Origin of the sequence: Streptomyces sp. NPDC058092 (assembly GCF_042884935.1) — a bacterium.
Lineage (GTDB): Bacteria > Actinomycetota > Actinomycetes > Streptomycetales > Streptomycetaceae > Streptomyces.
This window is the reverse complement of record NZ_JBHVSY010000007.1, coordinates 33236-53193: the sequence shown is the minus strand read 5'-3', so window position 1 is coordinate 53193 and position 19958 is coordinate 33236. Positions and strand designations below refer to the sequence as shown.

The window sequence follows — 19958 nt, the reverse complement described above, 5'->3', positions numbered from 1 at the left end:
GATCCGGACTGGGACCGGATTCACAGAACCTTCGAGAGGAAGGCACGGGTGCGTTCGTGCTGCGGTCGGTCGAGTACGTCGCCGGGGGCGCCCTGCTCGACGATCCGGCCCTCGTCCATGAACACGACGGTGTCGGCGACCTCGCGGGCGAAACCGATCTCGTGGGTGACGTCGATCATCGTGGTGCCCTGGAACGCCAAGTCCTTGATGACGTCGAGGACTTCACCGACCAGCTCGGGGTCGAGCGCCGAGGTCGGCTCGTCGAAGAGCAGCAGTTTCGGTTCGAGGGCCAGGGCGCGGGCGATGGCGACCCGTTGCTGCTGCCCGCCGGAGAGCTGCTTGGGGTACGCCCCCGCCTTGTCGGCCAGCCCGACCCGGGCGAGGAGCGTCTCCGCGGCGGCGACGGCCTCGTTCTTCGGGCGGCCGAGGGCGGCGACCGGGGCCTCGATGACGTTCTCCAGAACGGTCAGGTGCGGGAAGAGGTTGAAGCTCTGGAAGACGAAGCCGATCCGGGTGCGCTGCCGCAGGACCTCGCGCTCGCGGAGCTCGTACAGCTTGTCGCCGTCCCTGCGGTAGCCGACCAGGGTGCCGTCGACGCTGATCCAGCCGCTGTCGACCTTCTCCAGGTGGTTGATGGTGCGCAGCAGTGTGGATTTGCCGGAACCGGACGGGCCGAGGACGACGGTCACCTCCCCGGTGCGCACGGACAGGTCGATGCCGCGCAGCACTTCGAGGCTGCCGAAACGCTTGTGGACGGAACGGATCTCGACCATGGCGTCCGTGGATCCGGTGGTGGCGGCGACATGTGGTCCTGTCGCTTTGCCGATGGGTGGATCGCTGGTGTGGGACATGAGGGGTCCTTGAGTTCTGGTGTGGGACATGAGGGGTCCTTGAGCTACGGGGGTGGGCCGGGGAGTTCTGCGCGGGGGTGGCGGTCAGACGCAGCAGGGGTCGCCGCTACAGGCGCGGTCCCGGAGGAAAGCGAGCGCCGTGCGGGCGGTGGCGTCGTTCTGCCGGAAGGCCGGGTTGCCGGTGCGCGGCCGGGTGAAGGCTCCGCCGGCGCGCGCGGTGGTGAACGGGCCGAGGGCGAAGCGGCGCGGGTGCGGGCGGCCGTCGCGCCCCAGGATCCGGCCGTCGTCGGGGTCGACCCGGAGCAGCCCGGTGTCGGTGGCGGCGGCCCCGTCCTCGTACAGCTTCCGGAGCAGCGGGCTGCGGGTGCGTTCCAGCGAGGGTTCCGGCAGCCGGGCCTCGACCAGGGCGCGGGCCTCGATCCGCTGTCCGGGCACGGTGGCGCTGCCGGCCCGGAAGACGCCGTGGCGCTCATCGGCCTCGACGGTCATCCCGGCACCGAGGAAGCGGACCACACCGGCGCGGGAGAGCGCGAGGAGCTGGTGCAGCCGGGGCCCCGGCGGGCCGGAGGCGAGATAGCTGAAGAAGCCGTGCCACCAGCCGCCGATGTCGCCGAGCCGGATCAACTGCCCGTAGGCGGAGAGCAGTCCGAGGAAGACGGCGAGGTCCGGACTGTGGTCCGGGTCGTGGCGGCGTTCCAGGTCGGCGGTGATGTAGTCGCGCACACCCTGTTGGAGTGCGTCGTACGAGGGATGGCGCACCCCTTCCAGTGGGTGGTCGAGCGCTTCGAGGTCGAGCCGGTCGGCGGGGTCGGGGACGGCGGCCGCGACAAGGGCGCGCAGCTCGGGACCGGCCGGGTCCGCGGCGGCGTACTTCGCCTCGAAGTCGGGCCAGTCGGCCGTCGTGCGCTCCGGGTGGGCGGTGAAGAGCCGGTGGTAGTGGGCATGGCCGAGCTCCTTGTCGACATGGGGCCACACATCGCGCCGGAAGTCGACCGGTTCGTCGGTCTTCAGCAGCGCCTCGGTGCGGTCGGGGCCGAGGAAGCGCGGCAGCGGCGGCCGTTCGCCCTGCCAGGCGTAGCCGATCTTGGAGTGGTACGGGACGCCCCGGCGCGAGCCGATGTGGAGCACGGGTTCCTTGCCGGACGGCATGTACTCGCCGTTCTCGTACCGTCCGCCGCGTCCTTCGGTGAGCAGCACCATCAGGTCGACGAAGGCGAGTCCGAAGCCCCGGACGATGACCGGTTCGCCTGCGGGCAGGCGGGTCAGATCGGTGTCGGCGGTGAAGCCGGGCGGGAGGTGGACGAGCCCGCGCCGGGCCGCGAAGTCCGTCAACTCGACTTGTTCGGGCTCCGGTTCGGCGTCGAGGTGGCCGACGGTGAGGACGACGAGATCGGCGAGGAGTGGTCTTTCGTCCCCCTCCAGCCAGACACGCTGACGGCCTTCGCGCGACCCGGTGACGCGCACAGCCGTGCCCCGGTGCCGGTGGACGGTGACGCCGTTCGGCAGGGCGGCCACGGCCTGCTCGTACACCCAGCGCAGATAGACGCTCTGCAGCCGCCTGCTCGGGAAGTCGCTGCCCGTCAACGCCTTTATCTCGGCGAGGAGTTCAGCTTCGATGCCGGTTTCGTCCGGGAGCGTGAGACGTCCGTCCCGGATGTCCGCCGCCCAGGTGTGGAGCGCGGGTCCGGGGCGTATCGGACCTTCCTGCCGGACCGTGTCGTCGGTGAACATCGTGACGTCCTGGGCCATGGAGTTCATCCAGAGCAGCGGCGACTGGTCGTGCCGCCAGATCCGTCCGCCGCCCGGCGGATACGGATCGACGAGATGGATGTCCAGCGGGAAACTCTCGTACATGTCAGGGGCGTTGGCGGCGATGCGCTCGATCAGGCCGGTGCCGCGCGGTCCGGCGCCGATGACGACGAGTGTCGGTGCTCCGCTCACCGGGCACCCGCCGTGCCGCGCGCGTAGTGCCGCTCGATGTAGTGCTGGCCGAGGCTGAGCAGCGAGGTGACGAGGGCGTACCAGAGGGTGGCGACCAGCAGCAGCGGAATGACCTGGTAGGTGCGGTGGTACACGAGCTGCACCGAGTACAGCAGGTCCTGTACGGCGATGATGCTGACGATCGAGGTGCCCTTGAGCGTGCCGATCAGCATGTTCCCGGCGGGCGGGACGATGGAGCGCATCGCCTGCGGGAGCACGATCCGGCGGAGCCGGCGCCAGGGGCCGAGGCCGAGCGACTGTGCGGCCTCGATCTGTCCGCGTTCGACGGAGAGAATGCCGCCGCGGACGACTTCGGCGGCGTAGGCGGCCTCGTGCAGGGTGAGCCCGATGACGGCGACCGTGACGGGGCCGAGGAGGTTCACCGTACGGACGCCGAGGATCTCCGGGTAGAGCGCGCCGATGTTGAACCAGAACAGCAGCTGGACCAGGATCGGAGTGGATCTGAAGAGCCAGACGTATCCCCAACCGACCGCCCGCAGAACGCGGTTGCCGGAGAGCCTGAGGACGGCGAGCAGCGTGCCGAGGGCGAAGCCGAGCACCATGACCAGCGCCGTCAGCCACAGGGTGAGACCGAGGCCCCGCAGGACGGCGGTGGTGGTGACGTAGTCGGCGACGACATCCCATTGGAAGGCTTCGTTGCGGATGACGGAGCTGAGCGCCAGGGCGAGGACTGCCAGGGCGGCAACGGCCGCCACCCACTGCTCTGTTCGGCGTACCGGGACGATCCGGAGCCGGTCGGCCTCGTCGCTCTTGGTGAGTGGGGTGGCGGGGAGGGCGGAAGGGAGGGTTTCTGTCTGCGCGGACATGCGAAGGCTCCGTGGATGCAGAGATCGAACACGGGGCGTGCCTTCGGCGAAAACACAACGTGGACCGGGCCCCTCAGCGCCGGTCCGCCTCCGAGGTAAGCGCTGTTCGCCGCGTGTTGTCAAGCTTGTCCACACTGTGAGTCGTACGTCTCAGGTCAGTTGACGGACCACCGGATGCCTGTTCCACTGGGGCCATGCATTCGCAGCAGTGGCTGGTCAAGCGCTCCCACATCGACTTCGGTCGCGTGTGGTCCTCTTCCTGTTGAGCTGACCCCCTGCGGTTCCTCATGTCTCTGCCTCGCGCCGTGTGCGGCGCCTGAGCACTTTTCCCTGCGTGTCTTCACGTAACACAACATCGCTTCGCCCTCCCCTCCCCTCGTTCTGCGGATTTCCGGCTCTGCGGCTTCCCCGCACGGGCCTGCTGCCGCGCCTTCCCACGGCCGACGACCCTGGAGAACCACGCCTCATGCCCCGAACCCGGCACACCGCTGCCTTCGCGCTGATCACCGTCGCCACTCTCGCTCTCACCGCGTGCGGGTCCGGCGATCCGGCGACCGCACCGGCCGGCGCCGCCGGGACCGCGGCCGCCAAGGGAGCGGTCCCGACGGCCGATGTCGTGTCGTCGGTGCACAAGGACGAGGCCGCGGCGAAGCTGCTGCCCGCCGATGTCCGCGCCTCCGGCACCCTGGCCATCGCCTCCAGCATCGGCAACCCGCCCAGTGCCACCTACCTCCCGGACGGGAGGACGGCGGCCGGTACGGACATCGACTTCGCGGACGCGGTGGCCAGGAAGCTCGGGCTGAAGCCGAAGCGCGAGGTGGCCTCCTTCGAAGCGATCCTGCCGGCCCTGGGCAGCGGGAAGTACGACGTGGGCACCGGAAACTTCGGGGTGACCGAGGAGCGCCGCAGGACGATCGACTTCGTCACGTACATCAATGACGGCCAGGGCTTCGCGGTCCGCGACGACAGCAAGCTGAAGAACGTCACCGATCTCGTCCAGCTCTGCGGCCTGACCGTGGCCACCGGCGCGGGCACCACCTTCGAGGTGACGCTGGAGGAGAACCGGCACCGGTGCTCCGACGCGGGCAGGAAGCCGTACGAGGTGAAGACCTACAGCGAGCAGGGCGCGGTCTGGGGCTCGCTCCAGCAGGGCCGCAGCGATGTGGTGATGTCGACCATCAACGGACTGCGGTACGCGGTGCGGCAGCAGGAGGGTGTGCGCTTCCTCAATGAGTTCAAGCGCCTCGACGTCGGCTTCGCCTTCAAGAAGGGCACCCCGCTGGCGCCCGCGTTCCAGGCCGCGGTCAACGGTCTCAAGGCGGACGGCACCTACGACCGGATCCTGAAGAAGTGGGGCATCGGCGCGTCGGCGATCAGGACCTCGCAGATCTCGCCGCCCGAGATCAAGTGACCGGTCCGGGCCGTACCCCCTGGCCCTTTAGGCCTTGGGGGAGGGTTCCAGGCACCCGACGCGGCGTCAGCTTCCTGGTCCTCCACGGCGTCCAGCAGATGGGCAAGGCGTCCGAAGAGCCGGCCCGCCTCGGCCAGCGGCTCCGCGTTCTGCGGCCTGCCCGGGAGTATCGCGGTGTGGGCGAAGGCGGCTGCGGTGGCGGTCTCGGTCGGCTCGGTGAGGGTGAGCAGCGGGGTGCCGGGGCCGGCGAGCAGTTCGATGCCGGTCTGCCGGTCTGCCGGTCGACGGCGTCGACGAGCAGCGCCGTATCGAAGCCGAGCTGTGCGCCGGTGCGCGCGCCCGCCCGGTCCCACCCCGCGGCGACCCGGCGCGCGGCGGCGGCGACCGGGCGGCGCTTCAACAGGCCGTCTCCGTCGGCGACGTGGTCCCGTACCTTCGCCGATGCCAGCACCAGGGAGACGGCGGCGGCCAGCCTGGCGCCCTCGCCGCGGGCGACCGGCGCGGTGCGCATGGCGCGGATGGGGTCTCCCCTGCTCCTTGAGAGCTTGGGGAAGGGCAGGGCCCCGCGGTGCGTCGCCACCCGGTGGTGCGTTCGGACTGAGCCTCCGTCAGGACCGAGACGATCAGGCCGTCATAGTTCGTGACGATCCGGGCGAACTGCCCGTGGTCCGAGCGAAGTGCGAGGCAGAGCCCGCAGAGATGGGCCATCCACTCGGTTCTGAGCCCCTCGGACAACCGGTGCGTACAGGGCCTGACGATTCCGAACAGGACGATCCCCCGGGAGTCGTTCACCTGTGCGCCGAGCTCGTGCGCACGCACGACGTGCATCGTATCGAGCGCCCCGTTCACCCATACGTCCCCCACGTCACCCGTACGGACCGGCGCATCATATTTTCCTTCTTCCAGGCCCCTGACAGGAGGAACCTTGACGAACCGCCACATCTTCTGCACCAGTACCGTCACGAATCCCCTGCGCGCCGACTATCCACTTGGCGCACGATCCGCATCATGGACGACCATAGGGACACGAAAGAGATGCGGAACACCACGGAACCGCGGTGAGAGGAGGCGTCCATGGGATCGGTGCGCAAGGCGAGTGCCTGGCTGGGCCTCGTAGAGGACAACGACGAGCGGTACTACGACGACGACGAATACGCCGGGGGTGCGCAGACCGGGACCGGTCAGGCCTGGGTGACCGACCCCCGGGTGCAGGTGGCCTCCGAGACGGCGGAGGAGACGGGCCGCCGGATCGCCACCGTCACCCCGGACAGCTTCCGGGACGCGCGGGCCATCGGCGAGCTCTTCCGGGACGGCGTCCCGGTGATCGTCAACCTCACGACCATGGACCCCACCGACGCCAAGCGCGTCGTGGACTTCGCCGCGGGGCTGACCTTCGGCCTGCGCGGCTCGATCGAGCGCGTGGCCACCCGGGTCTTCCTGCTGACCCCGGCCGACACCCAGGTGGTCAACGGCGAAGCCGTCGGCCGGCCGGCCGACGGCTTCTTCAACCAGAGCTGAGCAGGGCGCTCGCCGGACCGGTCTACCGGAACGCGTCGAGACCGGTGAGCGCCTTGCCCAGCACCAGCTGGTGCATCTCCACGGTCCCCTCGTAGGTGAGCACCGACTCCAGATTCGTCGCATGGCGCATCACCGGGTACTCCAGCGAGATCCCGTTGGCACCGAGGATCGTGCGCGAGGTACGGCAGATCTCGATCGCCTCCCGCACATTGTTGAGCTTTCCGAAACTGACCTGCTCCGGACGGAGCCTGCCCGCGTCCATCCGCAGTCCCAGATGGTGGGCGAGCAGGATGCCCTTGTGCAGTTCCACGGCCATGTCCGCGAGCTTGGCCTGGGTGAGCTGGAAGCCGCCGATCGGCCTGCCGAACTGCTCACGGGTCCTCGCATAGTCGAGGGCCGCCTCGAAGCTGGCGCGCGCCGCACCCATGGCTCCCCAGACGATGCCGTAACGGGCATGGCTGAGACAGCTGAGCGGACCGCGCAGACCGGTGACCCCGGGGAGTACGGCATCGGCCGGCAGCCGCACCTCGTCGAGGACCAGCTCGCTGGTGACCGAGGCGCGCAGGGACCACTTGTGCTTGATCTCGGGCGCCGAGAAGCCCGGGGTGCCGGCCGGCACGACGAAGCCGCGGATTCCGCCGCCCGCACCGCCCTCGTCGGTCTGCGCCCAGACGACGGCGACACCGGCGACCGAGCCGTTGGTGATCCACATCTTGCGGCCGGTGAGCACCCAGTCCTCGCCGTCGCGCTTGGCGTACGTCCGCATCCCGGCCGGGTCGGAGCCGTGGTCCGGCTCGGTGAGGCCGAAGCAGCCGATGATCTCGCCGGCCGCCATGCCCGGCAGCCACTGCTGCCGCTGCTCCTCGGAGCCGAAGCGGTGGATGGCGTACATGGCGAGCGATCCCTGTACGGAGACGAGGGAGCGGATTCCCGAGTCCGCCGCTTCGAGTTCCAGGCAGGCCAGTCCGTACTGGACGGCGGTGGCGCCCGCACAGCCGTATCCCTGGAGGGACATGCCGAGGGCGCCGAGCGACCCGAGTTCGCGGGCCAGTTCGCGGATGCCGGGCAGCTCGCCGTTCTCGTACCACTCGGCGATGTGCGGCAGGACCCGGTCGGTGGCCCAGTCGCGGACGGTGTCGCGGATCGCGAGGTCCTCGGCGCTGAGCAGATCATCGATGCCGATCGGGTCGGCGGGGTCGAAGGGCGGGAGCTTCGAGGACGGAGTGGTGGACATGAGGGTGCCTCCGGCGGCTCGCACGATGCTAAAACTAGCGGTGTTAGTTATGGCGTCGTACCGACGTTACGGCTCAGTGTCCCGCCCGTCCAGAGCCAGTCGCCCCGGCGGGTCGCCGGCGCCGGGCGGGTATCGGGAGCGGTCGCTGCGCACAGCCTGCGCCGGGCGCCTCCTGCGGGCCGTGGAGCTCCGGCGCCTCGCTCGCGTCGGCCTCGCGGGGTTCGCGGAGAACCGGCGACAGACACTCCATCATCCGTGGCAGCCGCAGCGCGGCGAGCGCCCCGATCAGCAGCAGAGCCGCGCTGACCAGCAACGTGACGTGCAGCCCGGTGATGAAGGAATGGCGGGCCGTGGAGCGCAGCGCCTCGCCCAGCGGACCGCCCAGCCGGTCCGCCACCTGGTAGGCCTCGCCGAGCGAGTGGGCGGCAGCCGCGCCGTCCCCGGCGGGAACACCCTCTGCGGGAAGTTTCGCGAGTCCGGGGGTGTAGGCGGCGTTCATGACGCTGCCGAGCAGGGCGATCCCCATCCCCGCGCCCAACTGGTACGAGGTCTCCCCTATCGCCGCCGCTCCGCCCGCCCGGTCGGCCGGTGCCTCGCTGAGCATGGATTCGTACGCCCCGAAGAGCGTGGACTGGAGCCCGAAGCCGAGTGCGACGAAGGCCGCGGTCAGCAGGCCGGGCCGGTCGTGCTGCCCCATCGCCGTCAGGACCAGCACCGCGGCGGCCGTGAGCACGAAGCCCCAGCCGACCATCCGGCGCGGCCCGATGCGGCGCAGCGTGTACGAGCCGGTGGCGCCCGCGGCCATGGCCGCGAAGGTGAGCGGCAGCAGCCGCAGTCCGGTCTCCAGCGGGCTCAGGCCGAGGACGAGCTGGAGGTACTGCACGGCTATCAGTTCCAGCCCGACCAGGGCGAGCATCGCGAGGACGATGCAGCCCACCGCCGTGGAGAAGGTGGGCCTGGTGAACATCCCGATGTCGATCAGCGGATACGTACGGCGCTTCTGACGGCGTACGAAGGCGATGAGCAGTACGACCCCGATCAGCAGCGGGGCCAGCGTGGCCGGGCTCAGCAGCCCCTCGCCGGTGCCCGCCCGCTTCACCCCGAGGACGACACCGAGCACTCCGGCCGCAGCCGTCAGCGCACCGAGCACATCCCACGGGCCGTCGTCGCTGCCGCGCGACTCGGGCAGCAGCAGGCGGCCGACCGGCAGGACCAGGGCCATCAGCGGGACATTGATCAGAAAGACCGAGCCCCACCAGAAGTGCTCGACGAGGAAGCCGCCTATGACAGGTCCGGTGGCGGCGCCGACGGCGGCGACCGCGGTCCAGACACCGATCGCCACGGCCCGCTCGCGCCGGTCGGGGAAGACCTGGCGGAGGATCGACAGCGTCGCGGGCATGATCATCGCGCCGCCGACACCGAGCAGGGCGCGGGCCGCTATCAGCACGCCTGGACTGTCGGCCAGCGCCGCGACCGCGGAGGCCACACCGAAGAGGGCATAGCCGAGCAGCAGGATGCGGCGCCGGCCGACCCGGTCACCCAGGGTGCCGAAAAGGATCAGCAGCGAGGCACAGACCAGCGGATAGGCGTCCACGATCCAGAGCAGCCCGACGGCGCTGGGCCGCAGGTCCTCGGTGACGGCGGGGACGGCGACGTGGAGCACGGTCGCATCGAGCGCGACAAGCAGCAGACTGAGGCAGAGAACGACGAGGACGACCCATCGGTTGGCACCGTCGGCTGCTGAGCGCAGCCGGAATCGGGCTGTGGTCGTCCCGGACATGCATGTACCTCCCAAAAGGTCCCTCGCGCTCGGCGGGCCAGCCGGGAACGCAGCGTTTCGCTGCCTCCCGGGGCCCGGCATCGACGGGCGAGTGATCCGTCAGCGTACGCGAGTTCGGAGCACTCACACGTGGTCCACCTCATACCTCGATGACCCGTGAAGTGTGGCGTACGCCACGCCGCGCCGCCGCCTCCGGACCCCTCGGACCTGCGAGGACGACCCTCCGCACCCGGCACAGAAGGTACTCGGCGTCATGCCGCGAGCACGCGCCGGGCCCGCGCAGTAGGCGGCCGGTGACCGGATGGATACGGTCCGCTTCGCCTCCCCGGGATTCCGGAGAAATTCATACCGGCACCTCCTGCGCTTTTCTGCCCGCACCCAAACACCCTTCCGAAATAAGTGCGAAATCAATAGCGCGGAGACTCGTCGATGCGCTTCTTCGGATCAGGAATTAAGGGCCGGCTGAGACATAGTCCACATCACATCGTCATCACAAAGAGACCGGATCGACCAGTTCACTCGCTAACTCGCTGTAACGTCGATTGGGTGCGTACCGACATCTTTGCCCGCCTGGACCGGGAGCCGGAGCCGCCGAAGATAGAGCCGCCGCGGATGAGCCGTCACCGCATCGCTCTCTTCTGCGGGACGTTGGCGTTCTATCTCGCCATCGTCGTTGCCGTGCTGGTCTCTTCCTGGCTGGTGACCCTGGACTGGAAGGTCATGCTCTTCCGGCCGTATCAACAGTGGCCGGAAATCCATGCCTTCCTCGACTACTACATCGTGCTCGGCCAGCGCGGCCCCACCGCCACCATGGTCGCCTGCTGGCTCGGCTGGCGCTCCTGGCGGCAGCACACGATGCGGCCCCTGCTGACGCTCGGCGCCTCGCTGCTGCTGCTCAATGTGACGGTCGGCGCGGTCAAGATCGGCCTGGGGCGGCTCGGCCCGCACTACGCGACCCAGATCGGCTCGGCGGAGCTCTTCGCCGGCGGCGATATATTTCCGTCGGGCCACACCGCCAACGCCGTCGTGACCTGGGGAATCCTCGCCTATCTGGCGACCACCCCGAGGGCCAGGCGCTATCTGTCGGCCGCCTCGGCGATCGTCTCGCTCGGCGTCGGGCTCACCACCGTCTACCTCGGCACGCACTGGCTCAGCGATGTACTGCTCGGCTGGACCGCGGGGCTGCTGATCCTGCTGGGTCTGCCCTGGGTCGAGCCGCTGATCACCCGGGCCGAGGCCTGGATCTTCGCCCAGCGCGAAGCCCTGCGGGGACGCGGCCGTCCTGTTCCCTCCGTGCCCGTCGCGGCCGGAGGACCCCGGCCCGCGGTTCTCCCGCAGCCGGTCGGCGCCGCGGCGGAGACCCCGGTGCTGGAGCCGGTCGCCGCCGGAGGACACACGGCGACCACCACGGGCACGGTCGCCGGTGCCCGCTCGCGGGCGCACCCGGCGACCTCGTCACATCTGGTGCGCTCGGAACGGACCCCTGTCACCCCGGCCGGCAGCCGCCGCCCGCCGCACGCGGACCGTACGCCACGCGGCGGCACGGCCCCGGCCCACCCGATGTCCGGCGGCTGAACACCCCGGAAGCCGTGGGGCCGGTACGCACAACCGCTGCCCCGCACCGCGAAGGCCCCGACTCCGGTCGGGGCCTTCGCGCGTGCCCGGGGCCCGGGCCGCAGAAATCCTCAGCCCACCCAGCACCGGGTGACGACGGCATCGTCGACCTCGAAGTTGATCCGTCCGGCCTGGAACTCCATGGTGATGATCGCGCCGGGCGGCAGGGATCTGACGCTGGTCCAGCCCTGCCTGCGGGCCCGCTGTTCGGCCGCGTCGACGGCGAGGCCGACATACGCACCGGGTGTGTCGTCGGGCTGGACCGGAGGGGTCGGTAGGGGTGCCATGCCTCTCACCGTAGGCGGCTGCGGACCGCGGCGGAAGCCGGGGCACCGACCGCCGCACGGCATCCTCACATCCCCTGCCGGTCACGCTTGTGTCACAGGATCACGACACGCCTGCGGCTCGCATCACGCCACCCGGACATGCGGTCCACGACCCGACACACAGTAATCACACGAACCAGGAAGCGAACACACGGAAGGCCAGAAAACAAAACAGAATACCCACTGCCGAGCGACTGGAATTCTCTCGCCGAATAAGCCGTGTAAATGAGCATGCCACCGGGAATTCACGCTTCCTTATGGCAGCCTTATCTTCTGGTCACAAAATCCACACCACGGACCGGGGAAGCTCCCGCAGCCGCCCGCCGCCACCGCCCGTATAACGGACAACTCGAACCTCCGCGATGACTCTGCGAACCGTCCCGACCGACCCTTGATCCATCCCCGACCGGTCCACTGATCCGTCCCCGACCGGTCCACCCATCGGTCCCCGCATCAGGGCGGCTGTGGTGGCAGCGCTCAGTCCAGGGCCCGGGACAGGCGGTCCCTGGCCACCCTGATCGCGTCATTGAGCTCCGACGGTTCGACGACCTCGAAGTCGATCCCCAGCAACATGACGTGGATGACCAGCACATCGAGACTCGCGGCCCCCGTGTGCAGCAGACAGCTGTCGGCGCCGTCCGCCTCCAGCACCCCGGCGGACGGCGAGATCCGCTCGGCCGCGTGCTCGATCCCGGCCTTCAGCCGGATCACCGCGTGGCTCGCGTACACGGTGGTGGAGATCCCCTTCGAGACATAGGCGGCCAGATCCTCGGCCGGTGCGTCTCGGGGGACGAATCGGGGGCCGTGCGGCGGCGTGGGGGTGATCCGGTCCGCGCGGAACGTCCGCCAGTCCGCGCGGTCCAGGTCCCAGGCGACGAGATACCAGCGGCGCTCGGTACACACCAGCCGGTGCGGCTCGACGGTCCGGCGCGATCCGGAGCCGGAGTGGTCCCGGTACGCGAAGCGCAGCCGCTCGCTGTCCCGGCAGGCTCCGGCCAGTTCGGTGAGGACACCCGGATCGGCGGTGGACGCACCGGGCCCGCGGAACAACGGCACGGTGAAGGTGTTCAGCGCGCTCACCCGGCGCCGGAGCCGGTCCGGCAGCACCTGTTCGAGCTTGGCCAGGGCGCGTACCGACGTCTCGCCGATGCCCTCGACGCCGTTGCCCGCCGCGGTGCGCAGCCCCACGGCGACGGCGACGGCCTCCTCGTCGTCGAGGAGCAGCGGCGGCAGCTGGGCACCGGCGCCGAGCTGGTACCCGCCGCCGGTGCCGGGGCTGGCGTTGACCGGATAGCCCAGTTCGCGCAGCTTGTCGACGTCACGCCGGACGGTCCGCGGGGTGACGCCGAGTCGTTCGGCGAGATCGCCGCCCGACCAGTCCCGGTGCGCCTGGAGCAGTGAGAGCAGGCGCAGCAGCCGTGCCGAGGTCTCCAACATGGGGGCGAGTCTGCCAGGGGTTGCGGACAGCCTGCGTCCGCGATCGGCGGCCGACGGCCTACCGGGCCTGCGCCGGGTCCGGTTCGATCCGTACGCACAGGTCGTTGTCGCCCGAGTAGCAGGGAGTGGCGCGGACGCCCTCTCCGGCGCTGCGGCCGGGATAGACGAAGCTGTTCTTGCGGTCCCAGACGTCGTCGAGGATGCGGGAGATCCGTACGCCGCCGGCCGGCTTCCCGTCGGTCCGATTCCCGTCGGTCCGATTCCCGTCGGTCCGACTCCGCTCGGAAGGCTCCCCGTCGGCCGTTCCGGGGACCAGCCAGAGCGTCCACAGCTGCTGCCCGGTGACCGGCCCGGCGCCCAGCCGGTCGAGGGGAAGCGTGAAGGAGAACGCGCCCTCCTTCACGGTGACCGGCACCCGGCAGGTCCGGTCGGGAGCGCCGGCCAGTCGCGCCTCGACGCGGGCGTCGTCGCCGAGGGCGGTCCCGTACAGCGCGCCCTCCACGGTCATTGCGTCCCCGTCGAAGGTGACCGGCCCGGCCTCGGCGTGCGGTGAGCGGATCCAGCAGCGCACCGCGAGCCGGCCGTCGGCGGTCGGGTACGGGATACGGACCGTGATCCGCCCGGTGTCCGGTGTGCGGTCCATGAGGAGCCGCACGTCCCTGATCCCGGGCTCCACGGCCACGGCCCCGTCGTCGTCGGTGCCCGGCGCACGCACATGGACGTCCCAGCGGCCCTCGGCGGGCTCCACGGTGCTCGGCAGCACCGCTCGCAGCCGTCCCTCGCCGAGCGGGGTCAGGGGCAGCCGTACGGTGGTGCCGCCGCCCTTGTTCTTGGCGTCGCGCAGCCGGAGCAGCAGCTCGGGCGCCTCCCCGTCCTCGTACCGTTCGGGGCCGGGGCCGAGGTGGAGGTCGAAGACGATTCCGCCGTCGGCGCCCGCGGTGCAGTCGGCTCGTGGTGTCGGTCGCTCTGTGGAGACGGTCATGCGGGCTTCCCCTTGCGGATGACGTCGGCGGCCTTGTAGCGCAGGGCGTACGCCCCGTCCAGCACGGTGCCGCGGGCGCGGTGCAGTGTGGTGCGCAGAGCGCCGTGCGAGCGGTCGCGCGGGGTTCGGGAGGCGAGTTCGGTGAAGAGGCGCTCGTGGCGTTCGGCGATCCGCGACGGGTCGAACCGCTCTGCCGCGGCCAGCGCGGCGCGTCCCGAGCGGCGCCGTGCTTCGTCGTCGTCGATCAGACCGAGCAGGGCGCCCGTCACCGCCGCCGCGTCACCGACCGGCACCAGGCGTCCGTCGGTGCCGTCCTCGATGATCTCGCGGGGGCCGTGCGGGCAGTCGGTGGCGACGACCGGCAGTCCGCAGCGCATCGCCTCGACGATGGTCATGCCGAAGGACTCACGGTCCGAGGTGACCGCGGCGATCGCCCCCTTGGGCCACTCGGCTTCCAGCGGGTTGACCGGCCCCATCAGGAACACATGGTTGTGCAGGCCGAGTTCACCGATGAGCTCGAGCAGCGCCTGGCGCTCGTTCCCCGTCGCGTCGCCGCCGCCGTAGATGCGCAGCCGCCAGTCCGGACGGGCGGCGACCACGTCGGCGAACGCCCGGACGAGGAGGTCGTACCGCTTGACCTTGTGCAGCCGGCCCGCGGCGATCACCCATTTACCGGTGCCGTCGGCGGGCGCGATCCCCGGCGCGGGCACGCTGTTGGGGATGGACTCGATCCGTACGCCGGGCAGTTTGTACCCGCTCCGGTAGGCGCGGGCGTCGGCCTCGGTGACGGTGGTGATCGCGTCGAGCAGGGCGTAGCGGTGCCCGATCTCGCGGCGCAGCCGGTAACTGTGGCTGTCGAGGGTGAGGTGCTCCTGCCCGATCAGGACCGGGCCGCGCCGGGTCTGCCTGCTGATCTGCACATTGAGCCCGGGCCGGGTACCGACCACCACATCCGCGTCCATGGAGCGCAGATGGTCCGCCACCCGGGCGTCGGTCAGCCTGCTGTACTGCCGGTACCTGCTGTCGCCGCGCGGGAACACGGTTGCGGGGCGGGCGTGTTCGGCGGCGTCGCCGTCGTACGTCGGGCTCTTCTTCCGCAGGTCGACGAGGTGGTTCAGGCGCACGCCCGCGGGGGCTCCCAGCGCGGGGACGTCCCGGTGCCGGAAGACCGACACGATCTCGATGTCATGGTGCTCGGCCAGGGCCCCGGCGAGATTGAACGTCGTACGGATGGTGCCCCCGACTCCGTAGGCGTTGTGAAGCAGGAACGAAATGTGCATGAAGCGCCATATCTCCCGGGTCGGCTGGTCAGCTGCGAACAACACTTGCCATGACGGCAAAGGCCGGCTCGTGGTTCACTCCGGCGCCGACCAGATTCAGCCACTCTCACTTTCACCCGTTTTCCCGATTTGTCGATGTATCTGCGAACTGACCCACGGTCGAGTCGACCACATCACCGCGCGGAAAATGCAGAACATCTGGACAAACAGGTCGCAAGCGGCCCTTCCGAGCCCGGGATTCACCCTCTGCTCCGGATGGTTCGATTACGTTCCCTTTCTCGCGTGACCCCGGCCACGGATCGCCCGTTGTCTTCTTCATGAGCCGGGAACCGCCCGGCGCACGCACCGAGTTCGAGGAGCCAACCGTGCCGCGCATGCTCGACGTCAGCGAGGACGTACGCGCCGAGATCGGCGATGCCGAAGCCGACCGGCTGCTCGTCGGCGACAACACCCCAGGCAGTTACGACTGCACCTCCTGCCGCACCCCCGGCGACTCCGAACAGGAACGCACCAGCACGGTTCTCTTCGTCGGTGACGAGACCGCCGTCCTCGCCTTCGCGCACGCGACCTGCATCCCCTCGCAGGTCGTCCAGGTCGCCGAGGAGCAGCTTCAGGGCGCGGTACGCAGCATCACCGGCGGTGACGCGGAGCACCGGGAGCACCCGGAGGGCCTCGGCACCGAACAGGCCGTCCTCGGGATCACCAGCGGCCTCGTCCTGATCGACGACGAGGTCCACCCGGCCCTCGTCGTCGAGCCGACCGGCCCGATCGCCCGCCCGGGCACGGACGGCAGCCGGGGGGACGAATTCCTCCAGCTGCTGCTGGAGCAGGGCTTCCAGCCGGTCCACCGGATGGATCGGATGCCCCCGGTGCTGCACGGCTGGTCGATCCTGCTCGCGATGGGCCAGCTGCACGCCGTGCTCCAGCCGGGCACCGATGGCGGCGCCCCGGTCGCCTGGTGGCAGGCACATGCGCCGCTCCAGGTCACCGAGGGCTGGCGGACCACGGCCAACAAGTCGCAGACCGTGCTCGTCTTCGCCGCCCCGGCGGGGGTGATCGGCCAGCAGCCCCGCGAGGACCTGCTGCGCGACGCGCTGGACAAGGCCGCCGCCGGCGGGCTCCTGGTCGCCGCCGCGATGCCGCTGGCCGGGACCTGATCGTGGCCGTCGGTTCCTCGCACCTGCGGCGAACAGCTATTTCTCCGCCGGGCCCGCATCCGACGGCCAGTGGGGTCGTTGGCACATACGTGCACTCATACGACTCCTCCCACCAGCGCCCGAGCCCGATCCCTGCCATGCGCCCCGCGCAGGACCCATCGGGCGGTCAGTCCCACACCCCGATCTACGACGCGCTGTACTCCGAGTACCGCCGGTCGTTCCGGGCGCTTCCGGGTGACCGTAGCGGCGAGGAGAATCTCGGCTTCGTGGCCTTCGGCAGCGGGTGGTTCGGCAGCCGCGCGCCGCTGAGCGGCCACTCCGGTCACTCCGCCGCCCTCTCCGTCGGTCTCTCCGTACACAGCGGGGCCACGGGACACGGCGGCGGCGCGAGCACGCACACCAGCGGTCTCGGTTCCTGGCAGCGGGTGGGGCGGCACTCCGGGCGGGCCCAGCCCGCGGCTCTGCCCCCGGGATCGGGATCGCGAGGGGCCTGACCGTACGACGGAGCCCCGGACCGTTTCCTATCCGAAACGGTCCGGGGCTCCGCCCATGGGGCCTGCGTACTACTTGTTGCGGCCACGCTTCTCGCGGACCCGCACCGAGATGTGGATCGGGGTGCCCTCGAAGCCGAACTCCTCGCGCAGCCGGCGCTCGACGAAGCGTCGGTAGCCGTGCTCCAGGAAGCCCGAGGAGAACAGCACGAAGCGCGGCGGCTTGGTGCCCGCCTGGGTGCCGAAGAGGATCCGGGGCTGCTTGCCGCCGCGGACGGGGTGCGGGTGCGAGGCGACGACCTCACCGAGGAAGGCGTTCAGCCGGCCGGTGGGGATGCGGGTCTCCCAGCCGGCGAGGGCGGTCTCGATCGCCGGGACCAGCTTCTCCATGTGCCTGCCGGTGACGGCGGAGACGTTGACCCGCGGGGCCCACGCGATCTGCGCGAGCTCCGTCTCGATCTCGCGCTCCAGGTAGTAGCGGCGCTCCTCGTCGAGGGTGTCCCACTTGTTGTACGCGATCACCAGGGCACGCCCGGCCTCCACGGCCATGGTGATGATGCGCTGGTCCTGGACGCTGATGGACTCGCCGGCGTCGATCAGGATGACGGCGACCTCGGCCTTCTCCACGGCGGCGGCGGTACGCAGCGAGGCGTAGTAGTCCGCGCCCTCCTGGAGGTGGACGCGGCGGCGGATACCGGCCGTGTCGATGAACTTCCAGGTGATGCCGCCGAGCTCGATCAGCTCGTCGACCGGGTCACGCGTGGTGCCCGCGAGCTCGTTGACGACGACGCGGTCCTCGTTCGCCACCTTGTTCAGCAGCGAGGACTTGCCGACGTTCGGACGGCCGATGAGGGCGATCCGGCGCGGTCCACCGATGGCGGTGCCGAAGCGCTGCGCCGGGGCCTCGGGAAGAGCTTCGAGCACCGCGTCGAGCAGGTCGCCCGTGCCGCGGCCGTGCAGCGAGGAGACCGGATGCGGCTCGCCGAGGCCCAGCGACCAGAGCGCGGTGGCGTCCGCCTCGCCGCTCTGCCCGTCGACCTTGTTGGCGCACAGCACGACGGGCTTGCCGGCCCGGCGCAGCAGCTTGACGACGGCCTCGTCGGTGTCGGTCGCGCCGACCGTCGAGTCGACCACGAAGACGACCGCGTCCGCCGCCTCGATCGCGTACTCGGCCTGGGCGGCGACGGAGGCGTCGATGCCCAGCACGTCCTGCTCCCAGCCGCCGGTGTCGACGACCTTGAAGCGGCGGCCCGCCCATTCGGCCTCGTAGGTGACGCGGTCGCGGGTGACGCCGGGCTTGTCCTCGACGACTGCCTCGCGGCGGCCGATGATCCGGTTCACCAGCGTCGACTTGCCGACGTTGGGGCGGCCGACGACGGCGAGCGCGGGAAGCGGTCCGTGACCGGCCTCACCGATCGCGCCCTCGACCTCTTCGGCGTCGAAGCCCTCCTCCGCGGCGAGCTCCATGAACTCCGCGTACTCGGCGTCGCCAAGCGCTCCGTGCTCGTGGTCCGAGCCGTCGGAGTGAATCTGGTCGTTCATGAAGTCCGTTCCTCTTTGCGTCATCATCGATGGGCCACGACCATGCGGCCCACTACTCAAGTCTTACCTACGCCCGGTGAAACGCCTGGCCTCGTCCAGATGGGCGGTCAGCCGCGCCTGGATCCGCACCGTCGCCTCGTCCAGCGCCTTCCGCGTCCGCCGCCCACTCTCGCCCGCCTCGAAGGCATCGCCGAAGACGACATCGACCCGGCTGCGCAACGGCGGCAGTGCCGATACCAGCCGTCCGCGACGCTCGGTGCTTCCCAGTACGGCCACGGGCACGATCGGCGCCCCGCTGCGTACGGCGAAATACGCGAGCCCGGCACGCAGGGAGGCGAAGTCGCCCTCGCCCCTGGTGCCCTCGGGGAAGATTCCGAGCACCCCGCCGTTCTCCAGCACGCCGAGGGCGTCGGTGATGGCGGTGCGGTCGGCGGTCGTGCGGTCCACCTTCAGCTGCCCGATTCCGCGCAGGAACGGGTCGAGCGGGCCGACGAACGCCTCTTTCTTGATCAGGAAGTGGACGGGCCGGGGCGCGGTGCCCATCAGCATCGGACCGTCGATGTTGTGGGAGTGGTTCACCGCGAGTATGACGGGTCCGGAGGCGGGAACCCGCCACGCGCCGAGGACGCGGGGCTTCCACAGCCCGTACATCAGGCCGATCCCGATCCCGCGCCCGACCGCCGCGCCGCGCCGCGAGGGCGAGCCAGTGGCTCGGGTCACTTCACGGCCCGCTTCTCCTCGACGAGGGTGACGACGCACTCGATGACCTGCTGGAGGGTCAGCGCGGTGGTGTCCACCTCGACGGCATCGTCCGCCTTGGCCAGCGGGGAGGTCTTGCGGCCGGAGTCGGCCGCGTCCCGCTTGATCAGCGCCTTCTTGGTGGTGTCGACATCGGAGCCCTTGACCTCCCCGCTGCGGCGGGCGGCACGCGCCTCCGGCGATGCGGTGAGGAAGATCTTCAGGTCGGCGCCGGGCAACACCGTGGTGCCGATGTCGCGGCCCTCGACCACTATGCCCCGGTCGGCCGCGGCGGCGATGGTGCGCTGCAGCTCGGTGATCCGGGTGCGCACCTCGGGGACCGCGCTGACGGCGCTGACCTTGGAGGTGACCTCCTGGGTACGGATCGGGCCCGAGGCGTCCTCGCCGTCGACGGTGATCGTCGGGGCGGCCGGGTCCGTACCCGAGACGATGACCGGCTTCGCGGCGGCGGTCGCCACCTCCATCGCGTCCTGCACGTCGACGCCGTTGTTCAGCATCCACCAGGTGATCGCCCGGTACTGGGCGCCGGTGTCCAGGTAGCTCAGGCCGAGCTGGGCGGCGACGGCCTTGGACGTGCTCGACTTGCCGGTGCCGGAGGGCCCGTCGATGGCGACGATCACTGCGGCCGGGGCCGTCCGGGCGGCGGCGCTTGCGGTTTCCACGGTGGTGGACACCTTCCTGGTACACGGGGTGGGCGGGACGGGGACGCGCGAACCCGCCCCGCACAAGGTTACCGAGTGTCGGAGCGGTCCTCTGCACCCCTGTGGAC

At 70.5% G+C, this 19958-nt stretch carries 17 protein-coding genes and 1 pseudogene; 5 read left to right on the top strand and 13 right to left on the bottom strand.

Features of this window, described 5'->3' with window-relative positions; all coding sequences use genetic code 11:
• Positions 1-20: 20 nt before the first annotated feature.
• The 3 genes from ACFVV1_RS13785 to ACFVV1_RS13775 form a co-directional block, all read right to left on the bottom strand.
• Positions 21-773, bottom strand: coding sequence for an amino acid ABC transporter ATP-binding protein (locus ACFVV1_RS13785; protein ID WP_389989592.1), 753 nt, complete (start codon positions 771-773; stop codon positions 21-23).
• Between the two features lie 162 nt (positions 774-935).
• Entirely contained in the window at positions 936-2792 is a 1857-nt protein-coding gene (locus tag ACFVV1_RS13780; protein ID WP_389989169.1) for an FAD/NAD(P)-binding protein, read from the bottom strand.
• A complete protein-coding gene (locus ACFVV1_RS13775) occupies positions 2789-3658 on the bottom strand; it encodes an amino acid ABC transporter permease (protein WP_389989167.1) in 870 nt (289 codons plus the stop codon). Before ACFVV1_RS13775 ends, ACFVV1_RS13780 begins: the two co-directional genes overlap by 4 nt.
• Positions 3659-4124: 466 nt before the next feature.
• On the opposite strand from ACFVV1_RS13775, the gene ACFVV1_RS13770 reads away from it, so the two are divergent.
• On the top strand, positions 4125-5069 hold the full coding sequence (locus ACFVV1_RS13770; RefSeq protein WP_389989166.1) for an ABC transporter substrate-binding protein: 945 nt from the start codon (positions 4125-4127) through the stop codon (positions 5067-5069).
• Positions 5070-5110: 41 nt separating this feature from the next.
• Here the strand turns inward: ACFVV1_RS13770 and ACFVV1_RS13765 are convergent.
• Positions 5111-5777: pseudogene (locus ACFVV1_RS13765) on the bottom strand (DUF5685 family protein); the annotation flags it as partial.
• A gap of 366 nt (positions 5778-6143) precedes the next feature.
• On the opposite strand from ACFVV1_RS13765, the gene ACFVV1_RS13760 reads away from it, so the two are divergent.
• Complete coding sequence (locus tag ACFVV1_RS13760) at positions 6144-6587, top strand: cell division protein SepF (protein ID WP_389989164.1); 444 nt, start codon at positions 6144-6146, stop codon at positions 6585-6587.
• A 22-nt stretch (positions 6588-6609) separates the two neighbouring features.
• On the opposite strand, the gene ACFVV1_RS13755 is transcribed toward ACFVV1_RS13760, so the two are convergent.
• Positions 6610-7821: an acyl-CoA dehydrogenase family protein gene (locus ACFVV1_RS13755; RefSeq protein WP_389989162.1), complete on the bottom strand. Its 1212-nt coding sequence runs from the start codon at positions 7819-7821 to the stop codon at positions 6610-6612.
• A 73-nt stretch (positions 7822-7894) separates the two neighbouring features.
• On the bottom strand, positions 7895-9601 hold the full coding sequence (locus tag ACFVV1_RS13750) for an MFS transporter (RefSeq protein ID WP_389989160.1): 1707 nt from the start codon (positions 9599-9601) through the stop codon (positions 7895-7897).
• A gap of 546 nt (positions 9602-10147) precedes the next feature.
• Between ACFVV1_RS13750 and ACFVV1_RS13745 the strand changes: the two genes are divergently transcribed.
• Complete coding sequence (locus tag ACFVV1_RS13745; RefSeq protein WP_389989158.1) at positions 10148-11176, top strand: phosphatase PAP2 family protein; 1029 nt, start codon at positions 10148-10150, stop codon at positions 11174-11176.
• Between the two features lie 110 nt (positions 11177-11286).
• On the opposite strand, the gene ACFVV1_RS13740 is transcribed toward ACFVV1_RS13745, so the two are convergent.
• The 4 genes from ACFVV1_RS13740 to ACFVV1_RS13725 all read right to left on the bottom strand — a co-directional run bounded on the left by ACFVV1_RS13740 (position 11287) and on the right by ACFVV1_RS13725 (position 15240).
• Positions 11287-11502: an I78 family peptidase inhibitor gene (locus ACFVV1_RS13740; RefSeq protein ID WP_389989156.1), complete on the bottom strand. Its 216-nt coding sequence runs from the start codon at positions 11500-11502 to the stop codon at positions 11287-11289.
• A 516-nt stretch (positions 11503-12018) separates the two neighbouring features.
• Positions 12019-12978 (bottom strand): helix-turn-helix transcriptional regulator, encoded by a 960-nt coding sequence (locus ACFVV1_RS13735; RefSeq protein WP_389989154.1) that lies wholly within the window; start codon positions 12976-12978, stop codon positions 12019-12021.
• Between the two features lie 58 nt (positions 12979-13036).
• Entirely contained in the window at positions 13037-13960 is a 924-nt protein-coding gene (locus ACFVV1_RS13730) for a transferase (RefSeq protein ID WP_389989152.1), read from the bottom strand.
• Positions 13957-15240, bottom strand: a complete 1284-nt coding sequence (locus ACFVV1_RS13725; protein WP_389989150.1) for a glycosyltransferase — start codon at positions 15238-15240, stop codon at positions 13957-13959. The genes ACFVV1_RS13730 and ACFVV1_RS13725 overlap by 4 nt, the downstream gene beginning before the upstream one ends.
• A 365-nt stretch (positions 15241-15605) precedes the next feature.
• Between ACFVV1_RS13725 and ACFVV1_RS13720 the strand changes: the two genes are divergently transcribed.
• Positions 15606-16397: a hypothetical protein gene (locus ACFVV1_RS13720; protein ID WP_389989590.1), complete on the top strand. Its 792-nt coding sequence runs from the start codon at positions 15606-15608 to the stop codon at positions 16395-16397.
• Between the two features lie 137 nt (positions 16398-16534).
• A complete protein-coding gene (locus ACFVV1_RS13715; protein WP_389989148.1) occupies positions 16535-16891 on the top strand; it encodes a hypothetical protein in 357 nt (118 codons plus the stop codon).
• Between the two features lie 69 nt (positions 16892-16960).
• On the opposite strand, the gene der is transcribed toward ACFVV1_RS13715, so the two are convergent.
• The 3 genes from der to cmk form a co-directional block, all read right to left on the bottom strand.
• Positions 16961-18430 carry a ribosome biogenesis GTPase Der gene (gene der, locus ACFVV1_RS13710; RefSeq protein ID WP_389989146.1) on the bottom strand — a complete coding sequence of 490 codons (1470 nt, stop codon included), beginning with the start codon at positions 18428-18430 and terminating at the stop codon, positions 16961-16963.
• A gap of 63 nt (positions 18431-18493) precedes the next feature.
• Complete coding sequence (locus ACFVV1_RS13705; RefSeq protein WP_389989145.1) at positions 18494-19150, bottom strand: lysophospholipid acyltransferase family protein; 657 nt, start codon at positions 19148-19150, stop codon at positions 18494-18496.
• Positions 19147-19863 carry a (d)CMP kinase gene (cmk, locus tag ACFVV1_RS13700; RefSeq protein WP_389989143.1) on the bottom strand — a complete coding sequence of 239 codons (717 nt, stop codon included), beginning with the start codon at positions 19861-19863 and terminating at the stop codon, positions 19147-19149. The genes ACFVV1_RS13705 and cmk overlap by 4 nt, the downstream gene beginning before the upstream one ends.
• Between the last annotated feature and the right edge of the window lie 95 nt (positions 19864-19958).

Excerpts from the sequence above, each read along its gene's own strand:
- ACFVV1_RS13785 (WP_389989592.1), bottom strand. The coding sequence starts at position 773 with ATGGTCGAGATCCGTTCCGTCCACAAGCGTTTCGGCAGCCTCGAAGTG.
- ACFVV1_RS13775 (WP_389989167.1), bottom strand. The coding sequence starts at position 3,658 with ATGTCCGCGCAGACAGAAACCCTCCCTTCCGCCCTCCCCGCCACCCCA.
- ACFVV1_RS13770 (WP_389989166.1), top strand. The coding sequence starts at position 4,125 with ATGCCCCGAACCCGGCACACCGCTGCCTTCGCGCTGATCACCGTCGCC.
- ACFVV1_RS13760 (WP_389989164.1), top strand. The coding sequence starts at position 6,144 with ATGGGATCGGTGCGCAAGGCGAGTGCCTGGCTGGGCCTCGTAGAGGAC.
- ACFVV1_RS13755 (WP_389989162.1), bottom strand. The coding sequence starts at position 7,821 with ATGTCCACCACTCCGTCCTCGAAGCTCCCGCCCTTCGACCCCGCCGAC.
- ACFVV1_RS13750 (WP_389989160.1), bottom strand. The coding sequence starts at position 9,601 with ATGTCCGGGACGACCACAGCCCGATTCCGGCTGCGCTCAGCAGCCGAC.
- ACFVV1_RS13740 (WP_389989156.1), bottom strand. The coding sequence starts at position 11,502 with ATGGCACCCCTACCGACCCCTCCGGTCCAGCCCGACGACACACCCGGT.
- ACFVV1_RS13735 (WP_389989154.1), bottom strand. The coding sequence starts at position 12,978 with ATGTTGGAGACCTCGGCACGGCTGCTGCGCCTGCTCTCACTGCTCCAG.
- ACFVV1_RS13730 (WP_389989152.1), bottom strand. The coding sequence starts at position 13,960 with ATGACCGTCTCCACAGAGCGACCGACACCACGAGCCGACTGCACCGCG.
- ACFVV1_RS13725 (WP_389989150.1), bottom strand. The coding sequence starts at position 15,240 with ATGCACATTTCGTTCCTGCTTCACAACGCCTACGGAGTCGGGGGCACC.
- ACFVV1_RS13715 (WP_389989148.1), top strand. The coding sequence starts at position 16,535 with ATGCGCCCCGCGCAGGACCCATCGGGCGGTCAGTCCCACACCCCGATC.
- der (WP_389989146.1), bottom strand. The coding sequence starts at position 18,430 with ATGAACGACCAGATTCACTCCGACGGCTCGGACCACGAGCACGGAGCG.